This is a genomic window from Streptomyces sp. NRRL WC-3742, assembly GCF_000720635.1.
In the GTDB taxonomy this organism is placed as follows: Bacteria; Actinomycetota; Actinomycetes; order Streptomycetales; family Streptomycetaceae; genus Kitasatospora.
This window is the reverse complement of the sequence record NZ_JOCF01000001.1, coordinates 226,761-242,752: the sequence shown is the minus strand read 5'-3', so window position 1 is coordinate 242,752 and position 15,992 is coordinate 226,761. Positions and strand designations below refer to the sequence as shown.

The following is a 15,992-nucleotide window of genomic DNA, read 5'->3' as shown; positions in this document are numbered from 1 at the left end:
CGGGGAGCGATTCGAAGGTGGTTCAGAAGGTTCGGTGCGGCTGGGGGAGCGTCAGCCGACCAGGTGGGACACGCCCGCGTCGCCGTGGCTCTGGGTGCCCTGGCCCTGGGTGCAGTACTGCTTGCCGCCGCTGTTGGCGATCGGGACCTCGACCGGAACGGCCACGCCGAGCACACCCACCGCGATGTTGTGGATCTCGGGGAGGCAGACGTTCGCGTTGTCCAGGAAGTGGAAGTTCGGGCTGTTGTTCCCGACGGTGCCGGTGAAGTTGGTGCCGCCGTTGCCCTCGATCGAGGCGGCGGCGCCGTCCGCGTCACCGATCGCCGAAGCGGGCGCGGCGGCGGCGGCCAGCGCGGCGACGGCCAGGCCGGCGGCGGCGAAGGACTTCTGGATCATGGGGAGATCCCTCTCTGAAATGCTCTCTGGTTTCCGTGCGTACAACGCGTAGAACGCTCAGACCCGGTCTGCAGTCACTGACGTCCAGATCAAAGAATGACGGCACGGAAGGTTACGGGGATTTTTGAAAAGAGTCCGGGAGGCGCGTCCGGGGGTGGTTTCCGGTCGGATTATTAGTCCGAACCGGTTAACGCCCGCAATCCGGACTCGGGCTGACTCGTTGAAGCAGTTTGCTTTCCGACCGCGTGCGCGCGGTCTTCGGTACGAATGGATCTCCAGTACGGACAGGTGGAACGGTGAAAAGCATGAAGTTCTCCAAGCGGGCCGGCGCGATGCTGCTGGCGGTCGGTGCGGGCGTGCTCGCCTCCCAGGGATCGGCCTCCGCCGCCCCGATCGGCCCGGACCAGGTCGGGGCCCTGGAGGACAAGCTGGCCACCCAGCAGGTCCCCGCCGACATCCCGCTGGCGCCGCTGGGCAGCCACCTCCAGGCCGGCATCCCGGCCTCGCTGCTCATGCCGCCCGTGCCCGGCCGCACCACGAGCACCGAGCTGGTCCCGGACCACCTCGTCCCGCAGCTGGGCACCGGCAGGGTCGGCCCCAGCGCCAAGGCCGAGCTGCCGCTCCCGCTGGTGGACCGGGGCGCCGACCTCGGCCAGGTGCTGCTGGACGCCCCGGCGGCCCCGCTGCACGCCGACACCCCCGGCCTCGCCGTCGGCAAGCCGCTGGCCCTCGCCCAGGACGGCACCGGCCAGCTCGCGGACGGCCGGCTCAAGGTGGACGAGGTGGACCCGCGCCTGCTCACCGGCGCCGTCCAGGCCGTCCCCGGGGCCAGCGCCAGCCTCGGCGGCGACGACGAGCGGATCTCCGTCACGGACAAGGTGAACGACCTGGCCACCACCGCCACGGCGACCACCACCGGCGTCGTGCAGCAGACCGGCCTGAGTGACCTGACCCAGCTCTGAGGGTCCGAACGAGGAAGGGCCGGGCCCCCGCCGCGGGGTGCCCGGCCCTTCGCCGTACCTCGTCGTACCTCGTTGTACGTCTTCGCACCTCGTTGTACGTCGCCGCACTTCGCCGCACTTCGTCGTACGCGGCGCGGGCTCAGCCCGGCAGCACGCCGCTCAGCCCGCCGACCAGCGGCAGGTCCTTGACGCCGCCGCCCGCGCTCAGCGGCCCGGTCAGCAGGTCCGTGCCGACCGGGGCGATGCCCTGGTCCGGCTTGACGGTCGCGCCGTTGTTCAGCACGTCGGCCGAGGAGTTCGCCCACGGGTCCAGCCGCAGGCTCTTGATCGGCGCGACGCCGTAGCCGAGGCCGGAGGTCGTCCCGCCCAGCGCCTGGCCGACGTCCGTCTTCGCGAGCGTCGCCGGGCCGGCCGCGGGGGCCGGGGCGGTGGCGGCCTGGGCCGTGCCGGCGCCCAGCAGCACCGCGGCGCCCACCGCGGCGGCCAGCGAGGCCCCGGTCTTCGTCGAGGTCTTCGGAAGCATGCGGATCACCCTTCGGTGGATCGGGGTTCCGGACGGTCGACCGCCCGGGGATGCCGAACTGCCCCCCGGCCGGTCGGTCGGGGGGCAGCACTACGGCCGATGGGGGTCCCCCGGCCGAAGGCCGGGGGGAGGGTGCCGATCGGCGATCAGCAGTCGTCCGCGGGGTGGTGCGGGTGCGCGTCGACGTTGGCGCAGGTGTTGCCGAAGGCCGGGTTCAGCAGGCCGATCACGTTGATCGAGTTGCCGCACAGGTTGATCGGCACGTGGACCGGGACCTGGATCTGGTTGCCCGAGGCGACACCGGGGGAGCCGGCGGCCACGCCCTCGGCGCCCGAGCTGGCGGCGGCGGAGCCGGCCGCGCCCAGGACCAGGCCGGCAGCGGCGGCGGAGAGGACGGCGGCCTTCTTCATGTTCTGCATGGGGGTTGATCTCCTCGATCACACACGGGGTGGAGCGTGCCGCGCCCCGCACTCCGGGGCGCGGCACGGGCTCGGGGGAATCGCGCGTCGCCGGTGCGGCGACGGCCGATTCAGCCGATGTTGGCGCAGTTGTTGCCGAACGCCGGGTTCAGGATGCTGATGACGCCGATGGAGTTGCCACAGACGTTGACCGGGACGTGGACCGGAATCTGGATCTGGTTGCCCGAGAGCACACCCGGGGAGCCGGCGGCGACACCCTCGGCGCCGGAGCTGGCGAACGCACCGCCCGCAGCACCGAGGACCAGGCCGGTGGCGGCCAGGGACAGCGCGGCGGCCTTCTTGAAGTTACGCATCTGTTCTCCTCCGATTTCTGCCCGACCGATGGGAAATGTCGGGAGGCGGGCGAGCAGGAATGCTCACCCGAGGTCTTCTGGGATTTCCGTGGTTTTCACTCCGGCGGCGCACACCGGCGTGTGGACGCCCATGGCTCGGACGTTGACGCAGCCGCCGCGTCGTGAGGGAGAACGAGACACGAGCCGTGGGGAAACGGTCCGGCCGAAGGTGATCACCCGAATGCCGATCGGGGCCGCCATTGCTCCGGACGGGTGACAGTGCGGGCACTGTCGCAACCGGCCCGGATGGGTCTCGTTCTAGATGTCGCACTCCCCGTGCATCTTTGTTGATCAGTCAGGAGGCTCACATGAGCATCAAGAAGACCGCCGCCGTCGGCGCGGCCGTGGTGGGCATCGTGGCCGCCGGCGCCGGCACCGCGATGGCCAGCTCCGGCGCCGAGGGTGTCGCCGCGGGTTCCCCCGGTGTCATCTCGGGCAACCAGGTTCAGATCCCGGTGCACATTCCGGTCAACCTGTGCGGCAACACCATCGACGTCGTGGGCCTGCTGAACCCGGCGTTCGGCAACCACTGCGTCAACGCGGGCTGACACCCCGGCACCCGGTTCGGCCGGTGCGGGCCGCCGCCGCGCGCTTCCCTCCTGGGGCGCGTGGCGGCGGCTCTTTCGCGTTCCCCCTCGGAACCGCCCGGAGCCTCCGTCACGGGGCTTGCCGCAAGCCTTGTTGGACTACTCGTCAGTACCTAATGTGAGACCTGCTCACCTTTTCTTGCTCCTCCTGCTCGAACCGCCCGGCGCCCCCCGGCCGGCGGTTCCCCACCCCCGCAAGGAGTTGCGTGTGACCAGGTTCCGATCGCCGGGGGCGCTGCTCGCCACCGGCGCCCTGCTCGCGGCCCTCGGCTTCGTCGGCGCCCCCGCCGCCGTCGCCGACACCCCCGCCGCCCCGGCCCCCGCCACCGCCCGTCCGGCCGCGATCGTCTCCCTCGGCGACAGCGCCATCTCCGGCGAGGGCGCGGGCACCGACACCAACGACGGGTACTTCCCGGAGACCGACACCCCCACCAACTACTGCCACCGCCATCCCAAGTCGGAGATCTTCGTCACCGACATCCCCGGGGTGACCCCGATCGACCTCGCCTGCTCCGGCGCCCAGACCGGCGACCTGGTCAGCGACCCCGCCCTCGCGAAGATCACCGGCCCGGGCAGCGGCGACTTCGGCGAGCCCAAGCAGGACGTCGAACTCGCCGACGCGGCCGGGAAGTACGACGTCAAGATGGTCGTGGTGACCATCGGCGCCAACGACGACTTCAACTTCAGCGGCGTCATGATGCACTGCCTCGCGCAGTACTTCCCCGTCCCCAAGGACCAGGGCTGCCGCGACACCATCGGCAGCGACGAGATCCGCCGGCGGGCCGTGGCCCTCCAGCCGAAGGTCGTCGCCGCGCTGAAGAACATCCGGCAGACCATGCGCAACGCGGGCTACGACGACTCCTCGTACCAGCTGGTCTACCAGTCGTACTTCAACCCGATCACCCCGGACATCCGCCGCAACGACTACCTCGGCAAGATCGCCGACGGCTGCCCGGCCTTCCCCGAGGACCTCGCCTGGGGCCACAACTGGGTGGTGCCGACCTTCAGCGACGCCCTGCGCGGCGCGGCCGAACAGGTGCCCGGCGTGCGGTACCTGGACCAGCGACGGGTCGCCTTCGGGCACGAGGTCTGCGCCGAGTGGACCAGTTCCCCGTACGAGTACTCCAACGGCGACGTCATCAACCTCGCCGAATGGGCCCGCAACGGCTGCGACTCGCAGATCGGCATCCCCGGCCTGTGCATGAACATGGTCCGCCAGTCGTACCACCTGCGGGTGGCCGGCTACCGCGGCGAGGGCGTCTGCCTCGGCCAGTTCTTCGCCCGGCCCGACCTGCCGCAGGCGTACTGCACCCTCAACCAGCAGAACGTCACCTCCATCCAGCCGCTCAGCCCCGGCAAGCCCTTCGGCGACACCCCCGAGGACGGCGCCTGGTACCAGCTCACCAACGCCGCCAGTGGCAACGCCCTAGACCTCACCGGCGGCGGCACCTACGGCGACTCCACCAACGGCCGCACCGCCATCACCTATCCGGCCACCGGCGGGCTGAACCAGTCCTTCGTCCTGGAGGCCAAGGCCGGCGGCAGCTACGAACTCGACTTCAGCGGCAACCGCGGCATGTGCCTGGACGCCGACACCGCCTCCACCGCCCCCGGCACCCGGATCCAGCAGTGGGGCTGCAACGCGGGCGCCAACCAGCACTGGATCTTCAAGCCCGCCGGCGACGGCACCTACCGGATCGCCGACTCCGCCGACCCCACCAAGGTCCTCGCCGCCTCCACCACCCTCGACGCCAAGGGCAACGCCACCGTCCGGCTCGCCACCGACACCGGCGCCCCCGAGCAGCGCTGGCAGCTCACCAAGCTCGGCATCGTCTACCTCCACGGCTAGACACCGCCGCTACGAAGCCGTCGCCGCCCCCACCCGGGCGGCGACGGCCCCGCTCATCGGGTACGGCGTCTCCACCGGCAGCAGCCCCGGATCACGGGTCAGCCGGACCTGCTCGGCCAGCGCCGTGACGTCCGTGATCCGCACGATCCACTCGTCCGCGTAGCGCCGCGCCGCCTCACCGCGCAGCCCGACCTGGATCGTCCGCCACCCCAGCGCGCCCAGGTTCACCGACCGCTCCGGGTCCCACTGCACCCGCACCGGGCTCTGCCGCAGCTCCCGCTTCCACGCCGCCTGCGACTCGTGCACCCGGCCCGTGTACGCGCTGAGCACCGACCGCTCCAGCGCCCACTCGAAGCCCTCCCGGGCGATCTCCACCGCGAGCACCCGCTCCTGGCCGGCGCTGCGCCCCCAGTCGCTGCGGTGCATCATCCACAGGAAGGACGGCTTGATCCACGTCATCCGCTCCCGCGAGAACGCCTCCGGGAACCGCCCCTCGGCCGCCGCCGGCTCGGCGATCTCCGGCCGGAACGCCTGGTAGACGGTCAGGGTGTCGGCGGTGTGGGCGGCCCGGATCTGGCGCAGCGGGACCGGGGGAGGCAGCGGGACGGGGGGAGGGGTTGCGGTGCTCGGCATGGCGGCATCGTCCAGGGCCGCGCCCGGCGGGCGCCACGGGTTTTCGCCGGGCGAGGCGGGAGGGGCTGGAGGGACGGTGCCGTAGGCTCTCGGGCAAATCGCTGCGCCGAAGCCGCGCGGGAGCCATGAGCGGGGCGGAGTACGAGAGCAGATGAGCACGGCATCGAGTACCGCGTCGTCCAGTGCCGGGACCGCCGCGGCGCCGAGGGCACCCGAGGTCACGGAGCGGGCGCCCGGGGGGTTCGGGGCGCTGGCGCGCCGGTTCGCGCCCGCCCTGGGCGCGTACGCGGTGGTCAAGGCGATCGGCCTGGCCGTCTTCATCGGGCTGCTCGTGCACACCGGGGACTACCTCAGGAAGGCCCCGGGCCGCGGCGGCGGCGCCCGCCCCTGGGACGTGCTCGGCACCTGGGACGGCATCTGGTACCAGCGCATCGCCGCGAACGGCTACAACCCGCAGCTGATCCCGCTGCACGGCTTCCCGCAGGCCACGTTCTACGAGAACTCCTCCGCCTTCTTCCCGCTCTACCCCTGGCTGATGAGGCTGGTCGGCGCCGTCACGGGCCTGGGCCCGTACGGCTCCGGGATCGTCGTCTCGGTGCTCGCCTCGCTGGTCGCGGCGGCCGGGATCTTCGCCGTGGCCGAGCGGCTGGGGGGCTTTCGCGCCGGGGTGATCGCCGCCGTGGTCTGGGGGCTGTTCCCCGGCTCGGGCGTGGAGTGGGCCGTCTACTCCGACTCGCTGTTCGTCGCCCTCTCCGCCTGGGCCTGCTACTGCGTGATGACCCGCAGCTGGCTCACCGCCGGCGCGCTGACCCTGGTGGCGGGCCTCAACCGCCCGACCGCCGCCGCGCTGATCGCCGCCGTCTCGATCTCCGCCCTGGTGGCGCTGGTCCGCCGCAGGGACGGGGTGGCCCGCCCGCTGACCGCGATGCTGATCACCCCCTGGGGCCTGATCGGCTACATCGCCTGGGTCGGCTGGCGGATGGGCGACTGGGGCGGCTACTTCAAGCTCCAGCGCGGAGCCTGGAACCGCTACTTCGACGGCGGTGCCTCCACCCTGCGCACCGTCATGGACGTGGTCACCGGCCACTGGACGTTCTGGCAGTCCAACCCGGCCCCGGACCTCATCGCCATCGCCCTGCTGATGGCCCTGCCGGGCCTGCTGGTGCTGCTGCGGCAGGCCCGCCCGCCGCTGGTGCTGTGGGTCTACACCGGGCTCACCATCGCCACGGCCCTGAGCAGCAATCAGATCTTCGACAACATCTCCCGCTACCTGCTGCCCGCCTTCCCGCTGTTCATCGGCCTGGCGGTGGCCCTGCGCAGGGTGCGGACCTCGACCCTGGTCGGGCTGTTCGCGATGCCCGTCCTGGCGGCCGGCTGGTACGCGGGGTACGCGCTCTTCGAGCTGGGCATCCCGTAGGCCCGGCGGCCGCGGTGGAGCCACGCGGATTGGTTCGCAACGGGATCATCCGCTCCCGGACGGGCCGTTGCTAACCTCGACCGCATGACGACGACCCCGCCGGCGCCCCGCACCCGTGACCTCTCCGGACTGCTGGACCACGCCAGCCACGTCCTGGCGACCAGGATGGCGGCGGCCTTCGCCGAGCTGGGGATCACCCCCCGCGAGTACAGCGTGCTCTTCCACGCCCAGCAGGCCGAGCACACCCAGATCCAGCTGGCCGAGCTGACGGACGTCGACAAGACCACCATGGTCGTCACCGTCGACGAACTGGAGAAGGCCGGCCTCGCCGAGCGCCACCCCTCCACGGCCGACCGCCGGGCCCGGATCGTCTCCGTGACGGAGGCCGGCGCCCACGCCGTCGAGCGCGGCACCGCCATCGCCGACCGCGTCCACCGGGACCTGCTGGACTCCCTGCCCAGCTCCGAGCGCGAGGTCTTCGTCACCGCACTGGCCCGCCTGGTGGAGGGCCACCTCGCCGAACCGGTCGGGAGCGACCGCCCCGTCCGCCGCGCCCGCCGTCCCCGCGGCACCTGACCACCGGCCAACTGCCGCGCGGCGCGGGACCGTTACGGCCAGACCAGGCAGTACAGCTGGTGCCCGGCGTCGTGCAGCCGGTTCGCGAAGTCCTGCCACTCGTGCAGCATCGTGTAGATGACGAAGGCGTCGCGCGGCCCGCGCCGGTCCGGGACGGTGGACCAGATGAAGGCCGCCGCGCCGAGCTCGGTCTCGTCCGCCTTGCGCAGCGGCTCGACCACGTTGTGCGGGAGCTGGACGACGGCGTAGTCGGGGTGCAGGACGACGAGCTCGAGCGGCGGCACCTGGTGCAGCGGTACGCCCTGGATGCCGGTGAGCACCATCGCGCTCATCGTCTCCGGCTTGATCTTGGTCGACAGGTGCCCGTTGGGCGAGCCGCTGGTCTCCATCAGGTCCCCGAGCCGGCCGAGCGCGCCGAGCTCGCCCGCGTCCAGGCCCAGCCCGCCCGGGCCGAGCGCGGTGGGCACTCTCGCGGCGGTCGCGCGGTCCGGTGCGCCGAAGTACTTGTACGTCACCCCCACGCGTCCCTCACCCCGCCTCTCGCCGCCGCGACGGCCACGTCCCGTACCCGCTCCCGTACCCCCGCGTGCGGCTTCGGTCGGACGGCGGGGGCCACCCGCAGCCTCGTCGTAGCCGTCCTGCGCCTCGGACACTCGGACCATCCTCACCGGAATTCGCCGGAATCGACAGACCCCCGCACGCCCGGCGTCCCTCCGGACGTGCTCCTTACCCGTCATGCGCCGCCGTACCCATTCGCGGTACGCGGCAGTCCTTCCACACCCCTGCCACTCACCGGCGCGCTCACGCGCCCGGTGTGCAAGGACAACCTACCGACAACAGTGCCCGGATCATCGTTCCAGATGATCGGGTCCGACATGCAGAGGGCAAGGACACGATTTGAGACCATGTCCTTTGTGAGCTACCCCTATGAAGCCCCCCAGTCCCAGTCGCTGTTCGACCGCGCCTCGGTCGTGACGCCCGGCGGCGTCAACTCCCCGGTGCGCGCCTTCCGCGCGGTCGGCGGCACGCCGCGCTTCATGGTCTCGGGCACCGGTCCCTACCTCACCGACGCCGACGGCCGCGAATACGTCGACCTGGTCTGCTCCTGGGGCCCGATGATCCTCGGCCACGCGCACCCCGCCGTGATCGACGCCGTCCAGCAGGCGGTGACCCACGGCACCTCCTTCGGCACGCCCGGCCGGGGCGAGGTCGAACTGGCCGAGGAGATCGTCTCCCGGGTCGCCCCGGTCGAGCAGGTCCGCCTGGTCTCCTCCGGTACGGAGGCCACCATGTCGGCGATCCGGTTGGCCCGCGGCTTCACCGGCCGGGCGAAGGTGGTCAAGTTCGCCGGCTGTTACCACGGTCACGTGGACGCGCTGCTGGCCGCCGCCGGTTCCGGCGTCGCCACCTTCGGCCTGCCGGACACGCCCGGCGTCACCGGCGCCCAGGCCGGCGACACCATCGTGCTCCCGTACAACGACCTGGCCGCCGTCGAGGCCGCCTTCGCCGCGCACCCCGGCGAGATCGCCTGCGTCATCACCGAGGCGTCGCCCGGCAACATGGGCGTCGTCCCGCCGCTGCCCGGCTTCAACGGGGGCCTGGCCCGCCTCTGCCGCGAGAACGGCGCGCTGTTCGTCTCCGACGAGGTGATGACCGGCTTCCGCGTCTCCAAGGCCGGCTGGTACGGCCTGGAGGCCGCGAACGAGGGCTGGGCGCCTGACCTGCTGACCTTCGGCAAGGTCATGGGCGGCGGCTTCCCCGCGGCGGCCTTCGGCGGCCGCGCCGACGTGATGGCCCACCTCGCCCCGGCCGGCCCGGTCTACCAGGCGGGCACCCTCTCCGGGAACCCGATCGCCACCGCGGCGGGCCTGGCCCAGCTGCGCGGCTGCACCGACGAGGTGTACGCGACGGTCGACAAGGTCTCCGCCGAGATCTCCGGCCTGGTGTCCGAGGCGCTCGCCAAGGAGGGCGTGGCCCACCGGCTGCAGACCGCCGGGAACATGTTCTCGGTCTTCTTCACCGAGGCGCCGGTCACCAACTACGACGAGGCGAAGACCCAGGAGGCGTACCGTTTCACCGCCTTCTTCCACGCCATGCTGGCCGAGGGCGTCTACCTGCCGCCGTCCGCCTTCGAGTCCTGGTTCGTCTCGGCGTCCCACGACGAGCGGGCGATCGAGCGGATCGCCGCCGCCCTTCCGGCCGCCGCCCGCGCCGCTGCCGCCGCCACCGCCTGACCGAGACCTTCAGGAGTACCGAGAAGTGAGCGCCAAGGAGATCACCGTCGTCCACGTGATGCGACACGGTGAGGTGCACAACCCGGAGGGCGTCCTGTACGGGCGCATGCCCGGCTACCACCTGTCCGAGCTGGGCCGGCTGATGGCCGACCGGGTCGCCGAGGACCTGGCCGGGCGGGACATCACCCACGTGGTGGCCTCCCCGCTGGAGCGCGCCCAGGAGACCGCCGAGCCGATCGGCAAGGCGCACGGCCTGGAGGTCGCCGTCGACGAGCGGCTGATCGAGGCGGAGAACATCTTCGAGGGCAAGACCTTCGGCGTCGGTGACGGCTCGCTGCGCAACCCCGGCTACTGGAAGTACCTGACCAACCCGTTCAAGCCGTCCTGGGGCGAGCCCTACCTCGACCAGGTCGTGCGGATGATGGGCGCGCTGGGCGCCGCCCGGGACGCCGCGCGCGGGCACGAGGCGGTCTGCGTCAGCCACCAGCTGCCGATCTGGATCCTGCGCTCCTTCGTCGAGCGCCGCCGGCTCTGGCACGACCCGCGCAAGCGGCAGTGCTCGCTGGCCTCGCTGACCAGCTTCACCTTCGAGGGCGACAAGATCGTCTCCGTCGGCTACCGCGAGCCGGCCCGCGACCTGCTGCCCGCCCACCTGATCGGCAAGGGCAAGAAGGGCGACAAGCCGGTGGGCAAGAGCTTCGGCGCCTGAACGCGACCGAACGCGCCCGCACGTGGCCGCACGCGAGCGAGCTCGGCTGAGTGCGGCCGAGCGCCGCGCCAGGCCCGCGTAAACGGCGGGTAAGTATGGCCTCGGGCCGCCCGGTGACCCCCGGGCGGCCCGATTGCGTCGCAGGTCAGACGGGGTGCGGCGCGCAGGGCGGGACCCCGGCGAACGGTGCCCGGCCTCCATGCGAAACTTTTCACATGTCTGCCATGACGCGCCCCCGTCCCCGTGTCGCCGCAGCCGCCGCCGCCACTGCCGCCGCCGCTGCGCTCGCCCTCACCGGATGCTCCTCCTCGGGCTCCTCGGGCAACGGCGCGGACCAGGTGGGCTTCGTCTCCGTCAAGGACACCAACATCTCCAAGGCCGAGCCCGGCCACCGCGTGGAGGCCCCCGACATCTCCGGCGAGACGCTCGACGGAGGCCAGGTGAAGCTCTCCGACTACCGGGGCAAGGTCGTGGTGCTCAACGTCTGGGGCTCCTGGTGCGGCCCCTGCCGCGGCGAGGCGGACGACCTGCAGCGCGTCTGGACCAAGTACAAGGACCAGGGCGTGCAGTTCCTGGGCATCAACACCCGGGACTCGGAGAAGACCAACGCCGTCCGCTTCGAGCAGGAGAAGGGCGTCACCTACCCGAGCATCTTCGACCCGGCCGGCAGCCAGCTGCTCAAGTTCCCCAAGGGCAGCCTGAGCATGCAGTCCATCCCGACCACCCTGATCATCGACCGGGACGGCAAGCTGGCCGCCCGCGCCGTCGGCGGCACGGTGGACGACGCGCTGGAGTCGATCCTCCAGCCGGTGGTCGCGGAGCCCGCGAAGTGAGCGCCGAAGCCGCCGCACTCCACCCCGCCGCACTCCACCTGGCCGACACCTTCACCACCGTCCAGAGCGGGGCGCTGCTGGCCGCCGCGCCGATCGCGGTCGCGGCCGGACTGCTCTCCTTCTTCTCGCCCTGCGTCCTGCCGCTGGTGCCCGGCTACCTCTCGTACGTCACCGGCTTCTCCGCCGCCGACCTCGCCGACGCCCGCGGCGCCCGCCGCGGCCGGATGCTGGCCGGCGCGGCCCTGTTCGTCCTCGGCTTCACCGCGGTCTTCGTCTCCGGCGGCGCGCTGTTCGGCCAGTTCGGCGACACCCTCCAGGAGCACAAGCGGGTCATCTCGATCGTGCTCGGCACGGCGACCGTCGTCATGGGCCTGGCCTTCATGGGCCTCGTCCCCGGCCTGAGCATGCGCGAGGTCCGCTCGCACCGCCGCCCGGCCATCGGCCTGCTGGGAGCCCCCCTGCTGGGCGTGGTCTTCGGCGTCGGCTGGACGCCCTGCATCGGCCCGACCATGTCCGCCGTCCAGGGCCTGGCCCTGAACCAGGCCGATGCGGCACGCGGCGCACTGCTGATGACCTTCTACTGCCTGGGCCTGGGACTACCGTTCATCGTGGCCGCGCTGGCCTTCCGCCGGGCGCTGGGCGCCTTCGGCTGGGTCAAGCGGCACTACCCGCTCGTCATGCGGATCGGCGGCGGCATGCTCGTCCTGGTCGGCCTGCTGCTCGTCACCGGGCAGTGGGACGCGATGGTGAGCGACCTGCAGTCCTGGACCGCCGACTTCCAGATCGGAATCTGAGCGTGAGCAAGACCACGACCGAGGCCGAGCTGCCGCCGGCGCCGGACGACACCGAGGCCGAGCGGCTCAGCACCGCGCCGGTCGATTCGGACGGCCCCACCGGCATAGGGGTGATCGGCTGGGCGCGCTGGATGTGGCGTCAGCTGACCTCCATGCGGGTCGCGCTGATCCTGCTGTTCCTGCTGTCGCTGGCCGCGATCCCCGGCTCGCTGCTGCCGCAGAACGGCCAGGGCAGCCAGGCCGCGCTCAAGGTCGTCGCCTGGAAGGCGCAGCACACCACCGTCGCGCCGATCTACGAGAAGCTCCAGCTGTTCGACGTCTACAGCTCGGTGTGGTTCTCCGCGATCTACATCCTGCTGTTCGTCTCGCTGGCCGGCTGCATCGTGCCGCGCACCTGGCAGTTCGTCGGCGTGCTGCGCTCCCGCCCCCCGGCGGCGCCGCGCAACCTGACCCGGATGCCGGTGTACGCGGCCTGGCGCACCGAGGCCGAGGCGGAGGCGGTCAACGCCGCCGCGCACCGGCTGCTGCGCAGGCGCGGCTTCCGGGCGCACCTGTCGGGCGACTCGGTGGCGGCCGAGAAGGGGTACCTGCGCGAGGTCGGCAACCTGCTGTTCCACCTGTCGCTGTTCGCCCTGCTCGGCGGTTTCGCCTGGGCGAGCCTGGCCTCCGGCACGGCCGGCAAGCTGATGATCGAGGGCGAGGGCTACGCCAACACGATCACCCAGATCGACGACTTCAGCGGCACCCCGTTCTACACCTCCGACGACCTCGACCCCTTCTACCTGAAGCTGGACGCCTTCACCGCCCGCTTCCAGTCCAGCGGTTCGCAGATCGGCGCGGCCCGGCAGTTCACCGCGAACGTCGAGTACTCCACCGGCAGCGACCCGACGCAGACCAAGCAGGGCAAGATCGAGGTCAACCACCCGCTGGAGATCGGCGGCAGCAAGGTCTTCCTGATCGGCCACGGCTTCGCGCCCGTGGTGACCGTCAAGAACGCCAAGGGCGAGGTCGTCTACCACGGCGCCACGCCGTTCCTGCCGCAGGACGCCAACCAGACGTCCACCGGCGTCGTGAAGGTCTCCGACTACGGCGTCGGCCCGGACGGCAAGAAGGTCCAGCTCGGGTTCACCGGCAACTTCCTGCCGACCGCCCCGGCCAGCTTCGAGAACACCGGCCCGATCTCGCTCTTCCCGGACGACGCCGCCCCGATGCTGGTGCTCAACGCCTGGGCGGGCGACCTCGGCAACGACGCGGGCCGGCCGCAGAACATCTACCAGCTGGAAACCCGCAAGATGACCCAGCTGATGCAGGACGGCCAGCCCGCGAGGGTCCGGCTCAAGCCCGGCCAGGGCTGGGACCTCCCGGACGGCTACGGCACGCTCACCTTCGACGGCTACAAGCGCTTCGTCAGCCTCAACATCTCGCACCGCCCGGGCAACGAGGTCGCCCTGACCGGCGCGGTCCTGGCGATCCTCGGCCTGATCGGCTCGCTGTTCATCCAGCGCCGCCGGATCTGGGTGCGGGCCCTCGCCCTGCCGGGCGGCGGCACCCAGGTGGAGCTGGCGGGCCTCAGCCGCAGCGAGTCGGCCAAGATCGCCGAGGAGCTGGCCGAACTCGCGGTGGACCTCCAGGACGACGCCCCCGCCACGGACGACGCCTCCGCCGCGGACGGCTCTGACAACACTGACGACTCCGACGACTCTGACGACTCGGAAGACCCCGGCCCCGACCCCGGAGCTGTGGACGCACCCTCGGAACCTGCCCCCGCCGACCTGAACTCCAAGGAGTAGACGGTGCAACTCGCCTCGGTCGACCCACAGCTGGCCGATCTTTCCAACAAGCTGATCTATTCGGCCATGGTGGTCTACACCCTCGCCATGTTCGCCCACATGATCGAGTGGACGTTCGGCAGCAAGGGCGCCATCGCCGTCCGGTCGAACGCGGCGGCGGCCAGCCTCTCCGAGACCGTCGCCACGGCCTCGACGAAGGCCGCCAAGAAGGTCACCGTCACGGTGGCCGGTACCGGCGGCCGGACCACCACGCTCACCCGTACCGCCGTGGCCGGCGAGGGCGCGACGGTGGTCACCAGCGGCCGCGGCGCGGACGAGGTGGACGGCCCCGGCGCGGCCGGCACCAGCGAGCGGGCCGACCTCGCCGGCCGCATCGCCGTCTCCCTCAGCGTGCTGGCCCTGCTGCTGCACGGCGGCGGCATCGTCGCCCGCGGCCTGTCGGTCTCCCGCTGGCCGTGGGGGAACATGTACGAGTTCTCCTGCGCCTTCGCCTTCGCGATGACGGCCTCCTACCTGGCGCTGCTGGCCTGGAAGAAGAACGTGCGCTGGCTGGGCCTGCCCGTCGTGCTCGCCGCGCTGCTGACCCTGGGCATCGCGACCTCGCTGCTGTACACCGAGTCCGACCAGCTCGTCCCGGCGCTGCACTCGCCGTGGCTGGCGATCCACGTCTCCACCGCGATCTTCTGCGGCGGCGCCTTCTACGCGGCGTTCATCGCCACCCTGCTCTACCTCGGCAAGGACTCCTTCGAGAGGCGCACTGCCGCCGGTCTGACCACCGGCCCGCTGGGCACCTCGGCCTCGATCTGGCGCCGCCTGCCGGCCGCGTCCACCTTCGACAAGCTGTCCTACCGGATCAACGCCCTGGTGTTCCCGCTGTGGACGTTCACCATCATCGCGGGCGCGGTCTGGGCCGAGGCGGCCTGGGGCAAGTACTGGGAGTGGGACCCGAAGGAGACCTGGTCGTTCATCACCTGGGTCGCCTACGCCGCCTACCTGCACGCCCGCGCCACGGCTGGCTGGAAGGGCCGCAAGGCGGCCTACCTGGCGCTGGCGGCCTTCGCCTGCTGGCTCTTCAACTACTACGGCGTGAACATCTTCGTCACCGGAAAGCACTCCTACGCGGGGGTCTGACCGGGGCGGCACACACCCACCGGCCCGGCTTTCCGCAGAGGTAGCCGGGCCGAGGTGCGACAGGGGTAGTTCGTGCCGGCCGCCGGCCGGTACGGGAGGGACTTGAGGAGGAGATCGCGCAATGGAGTGCGACGAGGTCATGCTGACCGTCCGAATCACCGCTCGTGAGCAACTGCTGCTCCGGCGGCTCGCCCAGGGGCACCGGAGCGACGTGTCCGAGGTGGTGGCGGACGGCCTGCTGGACGTCATCCCCACGCTCAGCTCGCCGCAGGACGCCTACCGGCTGCTCGGCGCCCTGGCGTCGCCCGCGCCGTGCGCCCTGACGGTCTGGCTGCCGGCCCCGCTGGCCGACCTGCTGGTGCCGGGGGCGGCCCGGATCGCCCAGATCACCGGGCTGCGGATCGAGTCGGCCAGCGCGATGCTGGGCGCCGCGCTGCGGCTCTGGCTGACCCAGGACCCGGTCCGGCTGGCCACCAACCTCAGCGTGATGCACGCGGGCCGCCCGGCGGCCCTGGCCGCCGCGTAGAGCCCGCTCCCCGCCTCCCGCGTCAGCCTGCCGGCGGGAGGCGGGACCCGGCTCCGACCGGCTCCACGAGCAGCAGGCTCCGGATGCTGGCCGGATGCTTCGGACGCTTCGGAGCAAAACATACATACCACCCGGTATGTGTTTCTGCGGTCAGGGCCACCCCGGCCGCGCGACCCGTCACACCCCCTCTGGACTGCGGAAATGCCGGTCGGGCGACCCCC

At 71.8% G+C, this 15,992-nt stretch carries 18 protein-coding genes; 12 read left to right on the top strand and 6 right to left on the bottom strand.

The window, feature by feature from the left end:
• Nucleotides 1-51 precede the first annotated feature (51 nt).
• Nucleotides 52-396, bottom strand: coding sequence for a hypothetical protein (locus tag IH61_RS0101235; RefSeq protein ID WP_031063477.1), 345 nt, complete (start codon nt 394-396; stop codon nt 52-54).
• Nucleotides 397-701: 305 nt separating this feature from the next.
• Between IH61_RS0101235 and IH61_RS0101230 the strand changes: the two genes are divergently transcribed.
• Nucleotides 702-1,358 carry a hypothetical protein gene (locus IH61_RS0101230; protein WP_031063474.1) on the top strand — a complete coding sequence of 219 codons (657 nt, stop codon included), beginning with the start codon at nt 702-704 and terminating at the stop codon, nt 1,356-1,358.
• Nucleotides 1,359-1,497: 139 nt separating this feature from the next.
• Here the strand turns inward: IH61_RS0101230 and IH61_RS0101225 are convergent, their stop codons facing one another.
• The 3 genes from IH61_RS0101225 to IH61_RS0101215 form a co-directional block, all read right to left on the bottom strand.
• Complete coding sequence (locus IH61_RS0101225; protein WP_031063471.1) at nt 1,498-1,881, bottom strand: hypothetical protein; 384 nt, start codon at nt 1,879-1,881, stop codon at nt 1,498-1,500.
• Between the two features lie 146 nt (nt 1,882-2,027).
• A complete protein-coding gene (locus IH61_RS0101220; protein WP_031063468.1) occupies nt 2,028-2,300 on the bottom strand; it encodes a chaplin in 273 nt (90 codons plus the stop codon).
• Between the two features lie 110 nt (nt 2,301-2,410).
• Nucleotides 2,411-2,653 carry a chaplin gene (locus tag IH61_RS0101215; RefSeq protein ID WP_031063467.1) on the bottom strand — a complete coding sequence of 81 codons (243 nt, stop codon included), beginning with the start codon at nt 2,651-2,653 and terminating at the stop codon, nt 2,411-2,413.
• Nucleotides 2,654-3,000: 347 nt separating this feature from the next.
• Between IH61_RS0101215 and IH61_RS0101210 the strand changes: the two genes are divergently transcribed.
• Together IH61_RS0101210 and IH61_RS0101205 are read left to right on the top strand one after the other, a co-directional pair.
• Nucleotides 3,001-3,240, top strand: a complete 240-nt coding sequence (locus IH61_RS0101210; protein ID WP_031063464.1) for a chaplin — start codon at nt 3,001-3,003, stop codon at nt 3,238-3,240.
• A gap of 247 nt (nt 3,241-3,487) precedes the next feature.
• Entirely contained in the window at nt 3,488-5,128 is a 1,641-nt protein-coding gene (locus IH61_RS0101205; protein WP_234326971.1) for an RICIN domain-containing protein, read from the top strand.
• Nucleotides 5,129-5,137: 9 nt separating this feature from the next.
• On the opposite strand, the gene IH61_RS0101200 is transcribed toward IH61_RS0101205, so the two are convergent.
• Nucleotides 5,138-5,761, bottom strand: coding sequence for a DUF4291 domain-containing protein (locus IH61_RS0101200; protein WP_051836063.1), 624 nt, complete (start codon nt 5,759-5,761; stop codon nt 5,138-5,140).
• 151 nt (nt 5,762-5,912) lie between these two features.
• On the opposite strand from IH61_RS0101200, the gene IH61_RS0101195 reads away from it, so the two are divergent.
• Both IH61_RS0101195 and IH61_RS0101190 read left to right on the top strand, forming a co-directional pair.
• Nucleotides 5,913-7,178, top strand: coding sequence for a glycosyltransferase family 39 protein (locus tag IH61_RS0101195; protein WP_031063454.1), 1,266 nt, complete (start codon nt 5,913-5,915; stop codon nt 7,176-7,178).
• Nucleotides 7,179-7,262: 84 nt separating this feature from the next.
• On the top strand, nt 7,263-7,754 hold the full coding sequence (locus IH61_RS0101190) for a MarR family winged helix-turn-helix transcriptional regulator (RefSeq protein ID WP_031063452.1): 492 nt from the start codon (nt 7,263-7,265) through the stop codon (nt 7,752-7,754).
• 32 nt (nt 7,755-7,786) lie between these two features.
• On the opposite strand, the gene IH61_RS0101185 is transcribed toward IH61_RS0101190, so the two are convergent.
• Nucleotides 7,787-8,416 (bottom strand): hypothetical protein, encoded by a 630-nt coding sequence (locus IH61_RS0101185; protein WP_420713815.1) that lies wholly within the window; start codon nt 8,414-8,416, stop codon nt 7,787-7,789.
• A 243-nt stretch (nt 8,417-8,659) separates the two neighbouring features.
• Between IH61_RS0101185 and hemL the strand changes: the two genes are divergently transcribed.
• The 7 genes from hemL to IH61_RS0101150 all read left to right on the top strand — a co-directional run bounded on the left by hemL (nt 8,660) and on the right by IH61_RS0101150 (nt 15,771).
• On the top strand, nt 8,660-9,988 hold the full coding sequence (hemL, locus tag IH61_RS0101180) for a glutamate-1-semialdehyde 2,1-aminomutase (protein WP_031063448.1): 1,329 nt from the start codon (nt 8,660-8,662) through the stop codon (nt 9,986-9,988).
• Nucleotides 9,989-10,046: 58 nt separating this feature from the next.
• Entirely contained in the window at nt 10,047-10,697 is a 651-nt protein-coding gene (locus IH61_RS0101175) for a histidine phosphatase family protein (RefSeq protein ID WP_051836081.1), read from the top strand.
• 215 nt (nt 10,698-10,912) lie between these two features.
• Nucleotides 10,913-11,530 (top strand): TlpA disulfide reductase family protein, encoded by a 618-nt coding sequence (locus tag IH61_RS0101170; RefSeq protein ID WP_037971213.1) that lies wholly within the window; start codon nt 10,913-10,915, stop codon nt 11,528-11,530.
• Complete coding sequence (locus tag IH61_RS0101165) at nt 11,527-12,324, top strand: cytochrome c biogenesis CcdA family protein (protein WP_051836062.1); 798 nt, start codon at nt 11,527-11,529, stop codon at nt 12,322-12,324. The genes IH61_RS0101170 and IH61_RS0101165 overlap by 4 nt, the downstream gene beginning before the upstream one ends.
• A 2-nt stretch (nt 12,325-12,326) precedes the next feature.
• A complete protein-coding gene (resB, locus tag IH61_RS0101160) occupies nt 12,327-14,114 on the top strand; it encodes a cytochrome c biogenesis protein ResB (RefSeq protein WP_051836061.1) in 1,788 nt (595 codons plus the stop codon).
• Between the two features lie 66 nt (nt 14,115-14,180).
• Entirely contained in the window at nt 14,181-15,245 is a 1,065-nt protein-coding gene (ccsB, locus tag IH61_RS0101155) for a c-type cytochrome biogenesis protein CcsB (RefSeq protein WP_420713816.1), read from the top strand.
• Nucleotides 15,246-15,366: 121 nt separating this feature from the next.
• Nucleotides 15,367-15,771, top strand: a complete 405-nt coding sequence (locus IH61_RS0101150) for a hypothetical protein (protein WP_031063440.1) — start codon at nt 15,367-15,369, stop codon at nt 15,769-15,771.
• Nucleotides 15,772-15,992: the final 221 nt, after the last annotated feature.

What these genes read in the sequence shown, in the direction of transcription:
- IH61_RS0101235 (WP_031063477.1), bottom strand. Translation starts at nt 396, where the DNA reads ATGATCCAGAAGTCCTTCGCCGCCGCCGGCCTGGCCGTCGCCGCGCTG.
- IH61_RS0101230 (WP_031063474.1), top strand. Translation starts at nt 702, where the DNA reads ATGAAGTTCTCCAAGCGGGCCGGCGCGATGCTGCTGGCGGTCGGTGCG.
- IH61_RS0101225 (WP_031063471.1), bottom strand. Translation starts at nt 1,881, where the DNA reads ATGCTTCCGAAGACCTCGACGAAGACCGGGGCCTCGCTGGCCGCCGCG.
- IH61_RS0101220 (WP_031063468.1), bottom strand. Translation starts at nt 2,300, where the DNA reads ATGCAGAACATGAAGAAGGCCGCCGTCCTCTCCGCCGCCGCTGCCGGC.
- IH61_RS0101215 (WP_031063467.1), bottom strand. Translation starts at nt 2,653, where the DNA reads ATGCGTAACTTCAAGAAGGCCGCCGCGCTGTCCCTGGCCGCCACCGGC.
- IH61_RS0101210 (WP_031063464.1), top strand. Translation starts at nt 3,001, where the DNA reads ATGAGCATCAAGAAGACCGCCGCCGTCGGCGCGGCCGTGGTGGGCATC.
- IH61_RS0101200 (WP_051836063.1), bottom strand. Translation starts at nt 5,761, where the DNA reads ATGCCGAGCACCGCAACCCCTCCCCCCGTCCCGCTGCCTCCCCCGGTC.
- IH61_RS0101195 (WP_031063454.1), top strand. Translation starts at nt 5,913, where the DNA reads ATGAGCACGGCATCGAGTACCGCGTCGTCCAGTGCCGGGACCGCCGCG.
- IH61_RS0101190 (WP_031063452.1), top strand. Translation starts at nt 7,263, where the DNA reads ATGACGACGACCCCGCCGGCGCCCCGCACCCGTGACCTCTCCGGACTG.
- IH61_RS0101185 (WP_420713815.1), bottom strand. Translation starts at nt 8,416, where the DNA reads ATGGTCCGAGTGTCCGAGGCGCAGGACGGCTACGACGAGGCTGCGGGT.
- hemL (WP_031063448.1), top strand. Translation starts at nt 8,660, where the DNA reads ATGTCCTTTGTGAGCTACCCCTATGAAGCCCCCCAGTCCCAGTCGCTG.
- IH61_RS0101175 (WP_051836081.1), top strand. Translation starts at nt 10,047, where the DNA reads ATGCGACACGGTGAGGTGCACAACCCGGAGGGCGTCCTGTACGGGCGC.
- IH61_RS0101170 (WP_037971213.1), top strand. Translation starts at nt 10,913, where the DNA reads ATGTCTGCCATGACGCGCCCCCGTCCCCGTGTCGCCGCAGCCGCCGCC.
- ccsB (WP_420713816.1), top strand. Translation starts at nt 14,181, where the DNA reads ATGGTGGTCTACACCCTCGCCATGTTCGCCCACATGATCGAGTGGACG.
- IH61_RS0101150 (WP_031063440.1), top strand. Translation starts at nt 15,367, where the DNA reads ATGGAGTGCGACGAGGTCATGCTGACCGTCCGAATCACCGCTCGTGAG.